A 15,081-nucleotide genomic window follows, 5' to 3' on the forward strand; every position below is an offset into this window, starting at 1 on the left:
TCACCCTCCCCTGCGCCGCCCGGCGATCTCCGCAGCCGTGTCCGCCACCAACTGCCCCCGTTCGGGGAGCCGTTCCGCGTCGTACCGCGAGTCCGGCATGGAGACGGCCGCGGTGGCGAGGGGCGTGCCGTTCTCGTCGAGGATCGCGGCCGTCGGCGCGCACACGTCCGGCCGGTACTGGTTGCGGTTGACCGCGTAGCCGTCGGCCCGCACGCGCTCCGACTCGGCCCGCAACAGACCGGGTTCGGCCGGTGTGGACTCGTAGTAGCTCTCCAGCCCGCGGCCGATCAGCTCGTCCACGTCGGCCCTCGGCAGATGGGCGAGGATCGTACGGCCCGTGGCGGTGGCGTGCAGCGGTGAGGTGTCGCCGATGGTGTGGAACGTCCGTACCGCGTGATGGCAGTCCACCCGGTCCACGACCACCAGGCACTGCAACGCGTCCGGGACCGAGAGGTGAATGGTCCCTTCGGCGGCGCCTACTACAAGGCCAGGGACCGGCTGCGCTGAGCGTGTCCTGCCGATGGGATGCGAGTCCGCACTCGTACGTGGTTCCACCGGTGACACCCACGGGTATGACCTCCCAGACCTGTGGCACCGGCCCGGAGCGGCGGTGGTGTGCCGTCCGAGTGCCATCGGGAAGGAGTCTCGAATTGAGCTGGTTCCTGCCTCTGGTGGGGCTGTGGGCTGCGTGCGTGGCCCTGGTCACGGTGGTCGCGGTGCTGATGCGGATACGCCTCGAGTTCGTGCGGCCCCATCTGAAGGACACCACCGGGGTGGTGGTCGAGCAACGGTGGGTCCGTGGGGACGAGAGCGACCCCGAGGGTTACGTGCCGACACTCGAATTCACCATCGAGACAGGCCGGTTGGTGCGCGCCAAGGCGAAGGGGAAACCGAAGAGCTTTCCACCGGAGGAGGGCGTTCAGCTGCCCGTGCTCTATCGGCGGGACCGCCCCGACACGTGGTGCTACCTCGGCAACCTGGCCGACTACGAGAGTGAAGCGACCGTCGGTGTCGGGGAGATGTTCGTGGGCATGGCCCTGACCGGCGGTGTGATCCTCGGGCTGATCGGCCTGTTCGCGTTTCTGTGGGGGTAGGGACGGTCGGTCGAGCGACAGCCTGAGCGCTCACGACGGGTCTGTCAGTCCTCGTCGCCGAAGGACAGCGCGTCGAGGTCTCCGGTGAAGTCCTCCATGTTCGGGAACGCCAACTCCAGGGCGTCGGGCGGCAGTTCCTGCCCAAGGCCTGACGCGTGCAGCGCCTGCTCCGTCCAGATGCACTTGCCGGTCGGCGTGTAGCGGGTGCCCCAGCGCTGGGAGAGAGCGGTGATCAGTTGCAGGCCGCGCCCGCCCTCGTCCGTCTCCGTGGCGCGGCGGATCCGGGGCATTGTCAGACTGCCGTCGAAGACCTCGCAGATCAGCTCGGCGCCGTGCAGCAGGCGCAGGCTGACCGGGCCCTTGGCGTGGCGTACGACGTTGCCGACCAGCTCGCTGGCCAGGAGTTCCGTGGTCGGGGTCAGGTCCTCCAGGCCCCAGGTGCGCAGCTGCTCCCGGACGTGACGGCGGGCCTGGCCGGCCGCCCGTGGGTCCTGGGGGAGCGGCCAGGAGGCGATCTTGTCGCTGGTCAGGGCGTGGAGGCGGGCGACGAGCAGGGCGGCGTCGTCGGCCGTCGAGTGTTCGGCGGGGAGCAGGCCCGCGGTGAGGGTGTCGCAGAGGTCCTCCAGGTCCGCCTCCGCGCCGGACTCGGTCCGGATCGCCGTACTCAGGAGGCGGGCCAGGTCCGCCATGCCCTCGTCCATCTCGCGCTTCGACGACTCGACCAGGCCGTCGGTGTAGAGCACGAGGAGACTGCCCTCCGGCACCTTCAACTCGACTGTCTCGAACGGCGGTTCAGCCGCGCCGAGGGGTGGATCGGCCGACAGCTCCGGGAAGTGCACGGTGCCGTCCGGGTGGACCACCGCCGGTGGCGGATGCCCGGCCCCGGCGATGGAACAGATCTGGGTCGTCGAGTCGTAGAGCGCGTACAGACACGTCACGTACGACTCCTCGCCCATGCCGGCGACGAGTTCGTTGAGGTGGCTCATGATCTCGTCGGGCGGCAGTTCCAGGTCGGCGAGGGTGTGCAGCGCTGTGCGCAGCCGGCCCATCGTCGCCGCCTCCGGGAGGCCGTGGCCCATGACGTCGCCCACCACGAGGGCCACCTGGCCGCCGGAGAGCGGGATGATGTCGTACCAGTCGCCGCCCACGTCCATGCCCTGGCCCGCCGGAAGGTAACGGGCGGCCGCGGTGCACGCAGGGAGCTCGGGCAGGGCGCGGGGGAGCAGACTGCGCTGGAGTTCGCGGGACCGGGTGTGCTCGGCGTCGTAGAGCCGGGCCCGCTCCAGGGCCTGGGCGACGAGGGCGCTGATCGTGGTCAGCAGGGTGCGTTCCTCGTCCGTGAGCCGGCGGGCGCGGTCGAAGGCGACGACGCAGACGCCGAAGGTTTTGCCGGACGCGGTCAGCGGGAGGAACGCCCACGCCTCTTTCCCCGCCCGCTCCGGTCGGGCGGCCAGCTCGGGGTAGTGGGCCGCGTACTCGTCGGTGGAGGAGAGGAACATCGGCAGACCGGACGCGATCACGTCCCAGCCCGGCTCACCGGGCGTCCGGACGCGGCCGTCGACGGTGGCCAGGAAGTCGTCCGGGTAACCGTCCGCGCCCACCGTGTGCAGCCGGTCGCCCTCGACGGCCTGCACGAGGAGCCCGGCGGCGGCGAACGGCGGCAGCACCCGGCGGGCGACCGCGGCCACCACGTCCTGCGAGGTCGTCGCCTTGGCGAGGGCGGCCGTCAGCTCTCCCATCCGGACCGCGCGTCGGGCCACCGCCAGCTCGGACGCCCGGCGCTCCTCCTCGTGCTGCCGTTTCTCGGTCACGTCGGTGAGGTACATGGTGACCCCGTCGGGACCCGGGACCAGCCGCAGGTGGTGGCGGCGACCGGTGCCCCCCAACTGGGCGTCGAAGCCGACGGGCGTCTCCTCGGCGGCGGCCCTGCGGCAGCGGTCCTCCAGACCGGGGACGTTCAGTACCGCGGGCAGCTCCCACAGCAGACGCCCGAACAACTCCTCCTCGGAGAGGCCCAGCGTGCGCTCCGCCTCCAGGTTGGCGAAGGTGATCCGCCACTCCTCGTCCACCGCGAGGAACCCGTCGCTCATGTGGCGCAGGGCCCGGCTCAGCGCGTCCCGGGCCGACCGCGACTCGTTGCTCTCCCAGCCCACGCCGATCATCCGGTGGGGCTCGCCGTGCTCGTCGTAGGTCGCCCGGCCGCGGGCCTGCGTCCAGCCGTACGTGCCGTCGAGGCGCCGCACCCGGTACTCGGCCTCGTACACGCCGTGGTCGCGGATCGCCCGTCCGGCCGCGTCCAGCGTGGGCGCCAGGTCGTCGGGGTGGACGATCCGCATCCAGTTCTCGATCTTGCCGGTGTAGTCCTCCGGCCTGGTGCCGTACAGCTCCAGGGCCTCCTCGTCCCAGATGAGGTCGCCGGTGCGGATGTTCCAGTCCCACGAACCGACGCTGACCTCCTTCAACGCCTGCCGCAGCCGGTCACGGTCGCCGCCCGGCTCCGACTGGGAGGGGCCGGTGGGCGGCGGTGCCTGGCTCATGCGCTCTTCCGTCCAGGCGACGAGGTCGCGGAGGAAGTCCCACTGCCGAGGGGTCGGCTCGCCCTGTTCGCCCATCAGGACCGTGAGCGCGCCGATGCTGCGGTCCCCGCCGGAAACCGGCACGGCGGCAAGCCCGGTGCCGGGCCAGGCCAGATCCTGACCCGTGGGCGCGGCCGGCACGGGCACCCACACGCCACTGCCCTGGTGCAGGGCCCTGGCCGGGGCCGTCGGGCCCTCCTGGTCGATGATCTCCCACGGGCGGGTCAGGGCGGGCGGCAGACCGGTCGACGACACCAGCCGTAGTGCGGACATCGGCCCCCGCAGATGAATCGCTCCCCCGAGCGCGCCCAGCTCGCCCACCGCGTGCTGCAGCGCCAGCCGGAACACTTCGCTCTCGGTGACGCCGGGGTCCACGGTGTCGAGCAGAGCCAGACGTGCGTTCATACCGTAAATTTTACCGTTCCCGCCTCATATAACGCGGTGCTGCGCAGGACTCTCACCTTTGACTCCCGCTCTCGCACACGGCTCTCAACAGGCAGCGCTCCAGACCGAGTTGCCCCGGCATTCCACCCGTGCTCGCTCGGGTGACAATACTCGGCATCCGGGGGAACGGGGCGTCGTGAACGGGGTATGGAACCCCTTGATCATGTCCGGACGTTGTCACCCCGTCAGGCTCACCCCCGCCCACCCGTCACACAGGAGCGGCATGGACATCGGCGTATTCATCCCCATCGGCAACAACGGCTGGCTCATATCGAAGAGTTCACCCCAGTACCTGCCGAGCTTCGAGCTGAACAAGGCCATCGTGCAGAAGGCCGAGGAGCACGGGCTCGACTTCGCGCTGTCGATGATCAAACTCAAGGGCTTCGGCGGCGAGACCGAGTTCTGGGACCACAACCTGGAGTCGTTCACGCTGATGGCGGGCCTGGCCGCCGTGACAGAGCGCATCAAGCTGTACGCCTCCACCCCGATCCTCGTCCTGCCCCCGGCGATCGTCGCCCGCATGGCCACCACGATCGACTCCATCGCCCCCGGCCGCTTCGGCATCAACATCGTCACCGGCTGGGCACCCGGCGAGTACTCCCAGATGGACCTCTGGCCCGGCGACGAACACTTCGGCAACCGCTACGCCCGCGCCGCCGAGTACGTCACCGTGATGAAGGAGCTGTGGAGCGAGGGCGTCAGCAACTTCAAGGGCGAGTTCTACGAGATGGACGACTGCGTGCTCTCGCCGCGCCCGGCGGACGGGCACATCGACATCGTCGCGGCCGGGCAGAGCCCCACGGGCATCCGCTTCGCCGCCGAGCACGCCGAGTACAACTTCATCCTGGGCAGCGGCGTCAACACCCCCCTTGCCCTGTCGGACACCACGGCCTCGCTCGTGGACGCGGCGGAGGGGACCGGCCGTGATGTCGGCGCACTCTCCCTCTTCATGATCATCGCCGACGAGACCGACGAGGCCGCCCGCGCGAAGTGGCAGGACTACCACGACAACGCCGACCACGCCGCGCTGGCGTACATGGCCGGCGAATCCGCCACCGACACCACCGCCGACGACACCTCCACCGCCCGGACCATCGTGCTGCCCGAGGGCGCGGTCAACTTCAACATGGGCACGCTGGTCGGCTCGTACGAGACCGTCGCGAAGCTGCTCGACGAGGTCGCCGAGGTCGAGGGCACCAAGGGGATCATGCTCGTCTTCGACGACTTCCTCGTGGGCCTGGAGAACTTCGGCACCCGCATCCAGCCGCTGATGAAGTCACGGTCGCAGGCCGGGTGACCGCCGCTCCCGTTGCTCCGGGCCCGCGGTCGTGACCGCCGGCCGAGGTCCGTGGCGGGTGTTCGCGGCCACCGCCGTAGGGGTGGTGGCCGTGTTCCTCAAGATGAGCGGTCTCGCCGTCGCGCTGCCCACCATCACCCGGGAGCTGGGGGCCGACCCCGGGCAGGCCGACTGGATCCTGCTCGGCTACATGCTGGTCACCACCGCCCTGATCCTCGTCTTCGGCCGGCTCGCCGACATCGTCGGCCGCCGCAGCCTGTACCTCGCCGGGCTCGTCGTCTTCACCGCCGGGACCGGGCTCGCGGCGCTCTCCCCGTCAGCGGGGTTCCTGATCGCGGCCCGGCTCGTGCAGGGTGTCGGCGCCGCCGCCGTGATCACCAACAACACCGCCCTGCTGACCGACGTGTTCCCCGCGCGGACCCTGGGCCGGGCCCTCGGCTGGAACGTCACCGTGGCCGCCACGGCCCAGGTCGCCGGACCGGTCGTCGGCGGCGCGGCCACCCAACTCCTCGGCTGGCGTGGGCTGTTCGTCGTCTGCGTACCGATCGGGCTGGTCGCGATCGGCGCGTCGGTACTGTCGGTCCCCGCGAGCGTGGAGCGGGTCGGCAGGGTCCGTGAACCGTTCGACGTGCCGGGCGCGCTGCTGTCCACGGCGATGCTGACCGCGCTCGTCCTCACCCTCACACCCGGAGTCACGTCCACCGTCGCCTCCTGGCTGCCGTGGGCCTGCGGCGCCGCGACCCTCGCGCTGTTCACGGCCTTCGTCGCCGTCCAGACGCGCCGCTCGCACCCGCTGGTCGACGTGGCGCTGCTGCGCACCCGCGCGATCGCCCTCGTGCTCGCGGCCGTCCTCGCCAACGCGCTCGGCAGCTACGCCGTCGTCCTCCTGGCGTCCTTGCACGAACAGGCGGTCGGCGGCGCCACCTCCCTGGAGGCGGGGGTGCTGGTGACACCGGTCGCGGCCGGAACGCTGATCACCTCGGCCGCCGCGGGGTCCCTGTTCGACCGCTTCACCCCGCGCACGCTGACGACAACCGGCATGACGGTCACGGCGTGCGGACTACTGGGCTTCTCGCTGACACTCTCGACGACGACCGTGCCGTTCCTGGCCGTCGCCCCGTTCCTCTTCCTCGTCGGCGCCGGCACCGGGCTGTTCATGACACCGAGCACGAGCGCCCTGATGCTGTCCGTACCGGCCGACCGGCGCGGAATGGCCAACGGCCTGCGCTCGACCACACAGAACGTGGGCTACCTCCTCAGCACGGCCCTCGCGCTCGCGTTCACGACGACGGGCCTGAGCGGACCGGCCCGCCAGGCCGCGTACGACGGGACGCTGAACGTGCTCGCCGCGGGCGAGTTGGACCGCTTCGTCGCCAACATCCGCGCCACGGGGTTCGTCCTCACGGGCATCGTCGTGGTCGGGGGAGTGATCTGCCTGGCGTTCCCCACGTCGTTGCGGGCACCCCGTACCGCTGACGCGGGCGCCGTCAACTCCCCACCGGAGTCCGCCACTTCACGAAGGGCAACGCCATGACCGGTCATCAGCAGGAGGACTACGAGCGTGCCGGGTTCGACGGACAGCTCACCCCCGGCACGTCCCCGGCCCTGATCCTGGTGGACCCAGCCCGCGCCTACGTCGACCCGGACTGCCCGCTCTACGCCGGCGTCGAACCGGCGGTCGACGCGATGAGGCTCCTGCTGGCCGACGCACGCCGGGCCGGGATCCCGGTGATCGTGACGCGGGTGCTGTTGCGGGCGGACGGGAGTGACGGCGGCCTGTTCCTACGCAAGGTGCCGGTCCTGGGGGTATTCGCAGAGGGCAATCCTTTCGGCGAGTTCATCGAGGGCCTGGCCCCGGCGCCGGACGATCTGACCGTGACGAAGCAGTGCCCGAGTGCCTTCTTCGGCACCGAACTGGCCGCTCACCTCACGGCGAACGGCATCGACACCCTGCTCATCGGCGGACTGTCGACGAGCGGCTGCGTCCGGGCCACCGCGCTGGACGCCATGCAGCACGGATTCGTACCGATCGTGGTCGAGGAGGCGGTGGGCGACCGGGACCCGGACATCCACGCGGCGAACCTCTTCGACATCAGGCACAAGATCGGCGAGGTGTGGCCGCTCGGGCGCGCGCAGGGGTATCTCGCGTCTCTCGGCTGAGTGCCTGAGTGCCTGATGGCTGGGGGTGCCGGGGGTCGGCAACCCACCGCCCGGGCCTGTGACGGCAATTGCCGTGACGTCGCCTGCGCCGGGCCAGGCACTCGGAGGACCACGACCCGCATCGGCCGGTCCGCTCAGCGGAACCGCGCATGACAGGGCCGGGAGGGGGCGATGACGCTGGGGCGCTCCTGGTACCGACTGTGGTGGGAGACGTCGTGGAGATGGGTTTGGAGCCGGTGGAGGAAGTCGTCGGCATCGATGGTCGGTTCCAGTGGCAGTTCCCCCCGCCGGACGGTACCGGCCCCGATCCGGGTTCCGGCTCCGCCTCCGCCGCCCTGTCCGTCTGGTACTTCGCCCTGCCGCTCACCTCCGCCCACCGCGGCGGCCACTCCGGCGGCGGTGCCCTCGTGGACGGCGTCGACGGCCAGGAGCGGTACCGGAACGAGGGGACGGTCTACCCCCACTCCGGTCTGGTCGAGATGATCACCTACCAGGAGCGGTACCTCCCCGAACTCTCCTGGAAATACCTCGACTTGAGCCATGTCCCGTGGGACGACGTACGTGCCGCCATCGCCGCGGACCCCCCGGACGTGGCGGCGTTCACCGTCTACACCGCCACCGCACTGTGGGCTTTCATCGTCGCCGCGGAAATCAAGCGCGTGAACCCCGAAGCGGTCGTCGTGTTCGGCAACGACCACGCGGGAATCCTCCATCGCGAAATACTCACCGGCCACTACGGCCACCGGCTCGTCGATTTCGTCAGCACCGGCAACAACGGGCCTTTCACCATGCTCGGCCTCCTGTACGCATTACGAGGGCAACTCCATCTGAAACGTGTCCCTTCCCTCGCCTATCGCGAACACCTCGGGGTCGTGAACCAGCCCGCTCCCACCTACCCACTCGACCGGCGCATGCTCCCCGACTACACACTCATCGAAGACCAACTCGACCGGTACTACGACAAGGCGTTCGACGTCTGGTACGCGCATCACTACGAGCTGAAACGCATGGTCACGCTCCCCCTGGACGCAGGCTGCACCTGGGGAATGCGCCCGGGACGCCGGTGCAAACACTGCTCGATCCAGGGACTCACTCCGAAGTTCGCCCGGATGGACACGATCGTTCCCGCACTCGAGACGGCGGTCGGCGGCCTCGGCGCCAATGTGTACGCCGCCGGGGACTCCACCCTCGGGTTCTCCCGCGCACAGTGGTCCGGCGACATCGGCTACCTCGACGAACTCGCCGAACGCTGCGCCGCCTCACCGGTGCTCCGGGAACACCGGTTCCTCCTCGCCTACGGCCTGGTCTTCGAGTTCCTCCAGTCGGCCAAGCTGTGCCAGGGCTTCGTCCGTACGTGGAACGTCGGCCTGGAGGCCTTCGACCCCAAACTCCTCAAGGGCGACTCCAAGGGCATCAACAAAGGACCCGACCGGGTATATGAGGCACTCGAACTGGCCCAGGAACTGGACTACAAGATCTACGCCTCGGGAATCCTCGGTCTGCCCGGCACCACCCGGAAGCAACTCCACGAAGAGGTCGACTCCTGGCTCTCCCTCGCGGAGACCTACCGGGACACCATCACCACGGTGTCGGTCGCGGCGCCCGGTGTCATCCCGGGCTCGCGCATGTACTGGGAGAGCTTCCGGTCCCACCCCGAAGTGCGCGCCGCGCACGGCGAGATCATTCCGGCCCGGCGCCTCACCGAGTTGTACGTCCACGAGAACACAGAGGTCGAACTCGCCGATGTGGAAGCCGCGATCGCCGACATCGGCCGGGGCGTGATCGCCCTCGGCCGGGAGCGCGGACACATGAAGTTCGGCGGCTACATGCTCGGCGGAGTCGACGACGACGAGGCGGCCGAGCGACGACTGCTCGACGAGATCTGTGCACAGCTCTGACACGAGCGACGGGCTCAAGAGGGCGACGACACCGGTGAAGGCAGTGAACATGACCGTGAATACGACCGCGAATACGGCTCGGACGACGTCCGTACCCGCAGCATCGGCCCCGCGTGTGATCGTCGTCGGCGCCGGTGGTGCGGGACTGGCCGCCGCCATCGAGGCCGCCGCGGAGGGCGCACACGTCGTACTCGTCACGAAAGCCGTCTACGAGCATGCCCGGCACCGCTGGGCCTCCGCCGGCGGCTGCACCTGGAAGACCCACGCCTTCAACGCGGCCGTCGCGCCGGACGACAGCGTCGCGGCCCACATCGAGGACACCCTGGCGGGTGGGGCGTACGCGGGCGACGAGGACATCGTACGGACGCTCTGCGAGGGCGCGTTGGGCCTGGTGGAATGGCTGGAAGGCCTCGGGCTGCGATTCGAGAAGAGCGGTGACGGCCGCTTCGCCACCCGCCCGTTCGGCGGGAACGGCGCGCCCCGTGCCGTCCATCTGGAGGACCGGCTCGGCTTCCACATCCAGCGTGTGCTCGGCGAACGACTGGCACGACTCGTCCAGGAAGGCCGCGTCGAGGTCCGTTCCGGACTGAGGGCCATGGAGATTCTGCTCGACGCCGACGGAGCCGTACGAGGGCTTGAGGTGCTGTCCGTCGAGAGTCTGGAGATCCTGGAGATCGCCGCGGACTCCGTGATCCTCGCGGACGGCGGCGGCACCTCGATGTACGCACCGTCCGCCGCCTCCACGGACAAGACCTGCGACGGTCTCGCCCTCGGCCTGCGGGCCGGTGCCGAGGCCATCGACATGGAGTACGTCCAGTTCCACCCCACAGGGCTCGCGTCGGACGTCCCGACCTACGACGGAATGCCGGTCGAGGAAGCCGTACGGTTCGACGGTGCGACCCTGCTCAACCGTGACGGCGAGCGGTTCATGCTGCGGTACGACCCGCTGGGCGAACAGGCCACCCGGGACAAGGTGTCGCGCGGTGCGTACCGCGAGATCATGGAGGGGCGCGGTTTCCCGGACGCGACGGTCCGGCTCGATCTCGGTGCCTGCGCGCATGTCGTACCGGAGCGCTATCCGGCCCTGTACGAACGGCTCTGTCTGATCAGGCCGGGATTCGGTTCGGCGGCGGACGCGTCGGTACTCGCCGTACGCCCCACCGCGCATTTCCTGATGGGCGGACTCCGGATCGACAGCACGGCCCGCACCACGATTCCCGGCCTGTACGCCGCGGGCGAGACCGCGGGCGGTGCCCACGGCGCCAACCGCCTCGGCGGGAACGGGCTGTCGGAAGCCCTCGTCTTCGGCCGCATCGCCGGTCGGCATGCGGCCGCCCTCAGCGCCGGTACGGGGCTGAGGGAACAGCACATCCGGGTCACCGGGCCCTACCGCATGGACGTCTCCCCGGACGGCGCCTGCCCCGAGGCCCTGCTCCAACTCCTGCGGCGCGAGATGTACTTCAAGGCCGGTCCGATCCGTACGGCCCGTGACCTCCTGGCGATGACCGACACGGTCGCGGCGCTGGAGGAGCGCCGGGAGAAGCTGGACATCGCCTCCGGGCCTCGGGCCGCGGGCCAGGTACAGACGTGTCTGGACCTGGAGAACCTCCTTCTGGCCTCCCGGCTGATCGTCGAGTCCGCGCTGCTCCGCGAGGAGTCGCGTGGGGCACACCACCGCGAGGACTTTCCCTCGACGGCCGCTCGCATCACCGGCAACGCCGTCGTGCACGACTCCGGGAAACTCGCCTGGAAGCCCGTTCGCCGGGGTGGAGCCCGGCCTTCCGACGCCGTCGCGGAGCACCGGCGGTGAACCTGAGCAACGGGATCAGCGTGGCCGCGATATCCCTCGGCGTCGTGGTCACTCCCGGGCCGAACATGATGTACATGGTCTCGCGGAGCATCGCCCAGGGCCGCCGCGCCGGGGTGGTGTCGCTGGGCGGGGTCGCGGTCGGAGCCCTGGTCTTCGTGGTGGTGACCAACCTCGGCCTGATGGCCGTGCTGAGAACCGTCCCCGTGCTGTACACGTCCTTCAAGATCGCGGGCGCCGCCTATCTGGGCTGGCTCGCCTGGCAGGCCTTCAGATCGGACGGCGCGTCCGTCTTCGCCCCGCGCGAGCTGGCGGACACCTCCACCCGCCGCCTCTTCACCATGGGCCTGGTCACCAACCTCCTCAACCCCAAGATCGCCCTGCTGTACCTCTCGCTGATTCCGCAGTTCGTGGACACCCGTGCGGGCCACGTCCTGCTCCAGGGCTTCGCCTTCGGTGGCATCCAGGTCGCCGTGAGCGTGTGCGCGAACCTGGTCATCATCATGGCCGCGGGCGCCCTCTCGAATTTCCTCGCCGTGCGCCCCACCTGGCTGCGGATACAGCGGTACTTCACGGGATCCGCGCTCGGCACGCTCGCCGTGCTCCTGGCAACGGACCAGTCGCATGCATGACGAACCGTCAACACCCTCCGCACGGCACAGGCGTGAAGAAGGGCGCAGGGGCGGCCGCACTCAGTACGCACACCTCCGAACCACCCTCGCACGCCCTCCTGTTCGAGGCCGAGCACTGATGAGCTCGTCGTCCGAACAAAGAGGGGGAAAAGGACATGCGTCATCGTCTTGTGCAACGGTTCGCCGTGCTGTGCGCGTCGGCCACTCTGCTCATCGGGGCAGGTCTGGTGGCCGGACCGACAGCTGAGGCGTCATCCTCAACGCTCACCGGATGCAGGCATCCGTACGTCTGTGTGTACGACGAGTACCAGACCAAGGTGGGCAACTACAAAGACGTCACGGGCTACTGGCAGACCTTCAGCCGCGCCGACGTCACGTACGCCTACAACGCCCGGCACTCCGGTGTCGCGTACTTCCTCTACAGCAGGAGGGGGTACACCAGCTGCGTCGAGCCGGGACGCCAGGCCCGCCTGAGCATCCAGGGCTACGGCAATGTGACCGGCATCCGAATCAGCACCAGCCCGCACTGCTACGCCTGACGCGTATTCAGGGGGCCGCAATGCCCGAGGCCGTTTCCGTCCTGCCATGATGTTCCGCGGAAGGGGGTCCGCATGGCACAGGACAAACGGCCTTGGGAGCGATCGCGACAGCCGAGCGGGGCCGCTGATCCGCCCCGGACCGAGGACGTCATCGGCGTGTTCCGCTACCAGGGCGCCGACGTCCTCAACATGAGCGACGCGCAGGTCCGCGCCTTCTGCCTGGAGCGAGCCAGGTTCTTCCTCTACGAGGCTCAGGTCAAGGCTGCGGACACCCTTGGCGGGCCCGACCTGCACCTCGCGACCCAGTACGCGACGATCGCCGAGGCCTTCAGGTCCTCTTCCGCGCCGCCCGGGGACGAGGAAGACGGCCCCCTTGAAAGCCCCTCCTGAGCCGCTGGCACGGGTCAGGAGGGAAGCGGACCCTGCATCACCAGGGCGAGGCCCTGTTCCGCGTCGTCGTTCAGGGCGTTGGTGAAGGCCTTGTCGTAGGCGTCGTCGCCGACCGACTTGCGGGCCTGCAACTCCCACTGGTCGCGTACCTCGGAGAGTTCCGGGGTGCCGTGGTTCGGGTGGCCGAGCATGCGCCAGAACGTGTTCCCGGTGCCGGAGGTGCGCGCGGCCGCGATGCCGTTGCCCTGGACCGCGTTCGCCCCGGTGAGGAGGTCGAGCGCGAGGGCGATGCCGAGGTTGTCGTTGAGGTTGTGCTTGCTGGTCAGCATGGCCCGGGCATGGAGTTCGGCGTCGTGCGCGCGACCCTGGAGAAGGTCTATGAAGGCGAGTTGGTGGAACGCGTACGACCGGGCCCAGTGCTCGCCGTACCGGACGCTGAGCCGGCGCAGCGCTATGGCCGCCTCGTAGGCCTCGGCCAGTCGGCCCAGCGCGGAGTGGGCGAAGGTCCGGATCACCATGCAGCACAGCTGCGGCGCGCCCGACGGCCGTGACGTGCCGTGGCTGATCAGCGCCTGGTCGCACACGTCGTACGCGGCCTCGGGACGGCCCGCCATGAGGTGGGTGAGGCCGAGGGTGTGGGCGGCGAAGAGCTCGGACTGCGGGGTGCCGTCCTCGCGCGCCGCCTCGGTGCACTCCTCGCCGATGCGCAGGGCGGTCCGGTGGTCGCCCTGGAGGGTGAGCGTGATGCCCAGGGCCCAGAGCGCGCGGGTGCGGGACGGCCCCCTGGGGGTGTCTAGGGCCAGGACGCGTTCGAGATAGTCGCGGGATTCGTGGAGGTGCCCGCAGCAGGGCCAGAACAGGCCCGTGCGGCCGGCCATTTCGACGGCGGCGTCGGGATCCGTCTCGATGAGGTGGTCGAGTGCGGCGCGTACGTCGGCGTGGGTCGACGAGATCCGCGCGTACCAGGCGACCTGCTGGTCACTGAGCCAGCCGGCCTCCGCCTCGGCCAGCATGGCGGCGAAGTGCGCGGCATGGAGCCGGGCGAGGGAGTCCGTCTCACCGAGCTCCGCGAGCCACATGGCGCCGTACTCGCACAGCGTGTCGAGCATCCGGAAACGGGTGCCCACCTGTTGGAGGACCGACTGGTCGACCAGCCGCTCGAGAAGCCACGGGATGTCGTCGGCGATGAGCGGACCGCCCGCGCAGACGGACTGCGCGGCGGCCACGTCGAGAGGACCCCGGAAGACGGACAGCCTGGCCCACAGCAACCGCTCGAGTGGCGAGCACAGTTCATGGCTCCAGCCGATCGCCGTGCGCAGTGCTCGGTGCCGCCGCGGCCACACGGTGTCGTCCACGAGGGTGTCCAGCCGTGAACCCAGACGCTCGGCGATCTCCGTGAGGCTGTTCTCCCGCAGGCGCGCGCAGGCGAGTTCGACGGCGAGGGGGATTCCCTCCAGGCGGCGGCAGATGGCGGAGACGGCTTCGGCGGAGCCGGGGGAGTCCAGGGACAGCGCGGGCGCGGCCGTGGCGCACCGCTCGCGGAACAGCCGTACGGCGTCGCCGTTTCCCCCGTCGCCTTCGTCGTCCATCGAGAGCGGAGTCACCTCGATGCGGTGCTCACCCCGGACCCCGATGGCCTGTCTGCTGGTGGCGAGGACGGTCAACTGGGGTGCCGCGGCGAGGAGTTCGCTCACCAGGAGCAGACAGGAGGCCAACACGCGTTCGCAGCAGTCGAAGACGAGAAGGATCTGCCGACCGGTCAGCCACTCGCACAGCGCCTCGACCGGGGCGCGCGGATTGTGGTCCAGGAGATCGACCGCGTCACAGACCGTCGCGGTGAACAACCGGTCGTCGTAGAGGTTGGACAGGTCGACCCACCAGACCCCGTCGGCGTACCGCCCCCGGACCTGCTCCGCGACACGCAGCGCCAGCCGGCTCTTCCCGACCCCGCCACCACCGGTGAGCGTGACGCACCGCTGCCGCGCCAACGCCGTTTTGACTGTGTCGACTTCGCTGTCGCGGCCGACAAAGCTGGTCGTCATCACTGGGAGGTTGCCTAACACGGTCCCATCCTGCACGGCCCGGACGAGGGCCTAAACCCCCTCATCGGAAACGGTCGCAAGTGATCGGAGTTGGCAACAATTCGATCGGACGGTTGTTGTAGCCGACGAGGTGAAGTGCCGTGGCGGGTGTATCGATTCGGCGGACTGTCGACGGACTCAGGTGAAGGGCGGTTGCGCTGGG

The 15,081-nt window shown here is 69.8% G+C and carries 13 protein-coding genes; 10 read left to right on the forward strand and 3 right to left on the reverse strand.

Going from position 1 to position 15,081, the window contains the following annotated elements; all coding sequences use genetic code 11:
• Positions 1–417: an IclR family transcriptional regulator gene (locus OG504_RS50990; RefSeq protein ID WP_405995995.1), complete on the reverse strand. Its 417-nt coding sequence runs from the start codon at positions 415–417 to the stop codon at positions 1–3.
• A 233-nt stretch (positions 418–650) separates the two neighbouring features.
• Between OG504_RS50990 and OG504_RS50995 the strand changes: the two genes are divergently transcribed.
• Positions 651–1,094 (forward strand): DUF3592 domain-containing protein, encoded by a 444-nt coding sequence (locus tag OG504_RS50995; protein WP_405995996.1) that lies wholly within the window; start codon positions 651–653, stop codon positions 1,092–1,094.
• A gap of 44 nt (positions 1,095–1,138) precedes the next feature.
• On the opposite strand, the gene OG504_RS51000 is transcribed toward OG504_RS50995, so the two are convergent.
• Positions 1,139–4,075: a SpoIIE family protein phosphatase gene (locus OG504_RS51000; protein WP_405995997.1), complete on the reverse strand. Its 2,937-nt coding sequence runs from the start codon at positions 4,073–4,075 to the stop codon at positions 1,139–1,141.
• Positions 4,076–4,337: 262 nt separating this feature from the next.
• On the opposite strand from OG504_RS51000, the gene rutA reads away from it, so the two are divergent.
• From rutA to OG504_RS51045, 9 genes are all read left to right on the forward strand, one after another.
• Complete coding sequence (gene rutA / locus OG504_RS51005; RefSeq protein ID WP_405995998.1) at positions 4,338–5,411, forward strand: pyrimidine utilization protein A; 1,074 nt, start codon at positions 4,338–4,340, stop codon at positions 5,409–5,411.
• A 31-nt stretch (positions 5,412–5,442) separates the two neighbouring features.
• Positions 5,443–6,945 carry an MFS transporter gene (locus OG504_RS51010; RefSeq protein ID WP_405995999.1) on the forward strand — a complete coding sequence of 501 codons (1,503 nt, stop codon included), beginning with the start codon at positions 5,443–5,445 and terminating at the stop codon, positions 6,943–6,945.
• Entirely contained in the window at positions 6,942–7,571 is a 630-nt protein-coding gene (locus OG504_RS51015) for an isochorismatase family protein (protein WP_405996000.1), read from the forward strand. The genes OG504_RS51010 and OG504_RS51015 overlap by 4 nt, the downstream gene beginning before the upstream one ends.
• A 215-nt stretch (positions 7,572–7,786) precedes the next feature.
• Positions 7,787–9,469, forward strand: a complete 1,683-nt coding sequence (locus OG504_RS51020) for a B12-binding domain-containing radical SAM protein (RefSeq protein WP_405996001.1) — start codon at positions 7,787–7,789, stop codon at positions 9,467–9,469.
• A 49-nt stretch (positions 9,470–9,518) separates the two neighbouring features.
• The gene (locus tag OG504_RS51025) at positions 9,519–11,279 is read left to right on the forward strand and encodes an FAD-binding protein (protein ID WP_405996002.1); all 1,761 of its coding nucleotides are present in this window, start codon (positions 9,519–9,521) and stop codon (positions 11,277–11,279) included.
• Positions 11,276–11,908 (forward strand): LysE family translocator, encoded by a 633-nt coding sequence (locus tag OG504_RS51030; protein WP_405996003.1) that lies wholly within the window; start codon positions 11,276–11,278, stop codon positions 11,906–11,908. Before OG504_RS51025 ends, OG504_RS51030 begins: the two co-directional genes overlap by 4 nt.
• A complete protein-coding gene (locus OG504_RS51035; protein ID WP_405996004.1) occupies positions 11,905–12,027 on the forward strand; it encodes a hypothetical protein in 123 nt (40 codons plus the stop codon). Before OG504_RS51030 ends, OG504_RS51035 begins: the two co-directional genes overlap by 4 nt.
• Positions 12,028–12,063: 36 nt before the next feature.
• Positions 12,064–12,447 (forward strand): hypothetical protein, encoded by a 384-nt coding sequence (locus OG504_RS51040; protein WP_405996005.1) that lies wholly within the window; start codon positions 12,064–12,066, stop codon positions 12,445–12,447.
• A gap of 72 nt (positions 12,448–12,519) precedes the next feature.
• Positions 12,520–12,837 carry a hypothetical protein gene (locus OG504_RS51045; protein ID WP_405996006.1) on the forward strand — a complete coding sequence of 106 codons (318 nt, stop codon included), beginning with the start codon at positions 12,520–12,522 and terminating at the stop codon, positions 12,835–12,837.
• A gap of 14 nt (positions 12,838–12,851) precedes the next feature.
• On the opposite strand, the gene OG504_RS51050 is transcribed toward OG504_RS51045, so the two are convergent.
• Entirely contained in the window at positions 12,852–14,879 is a 2,028-nt protein-coding gene (locus OG504_RS51050) for an ATP-binding protein (RefSeq protein ID WP_405996007.1), read from the reverse strand.
• Positions 14,880–15,081: the final 202 nt, after the last annotated feature.

The sequence above is a fragment of the Streptomyces sp. NBC_00986 genome, assembly GCF_045162565.1.
Taxonomy (GTDB): domain Bacteria; phylum Actinomycetota; class Actinomycetes; order Streptomycetales; family Streptomycetaceae; genus Streptomyces.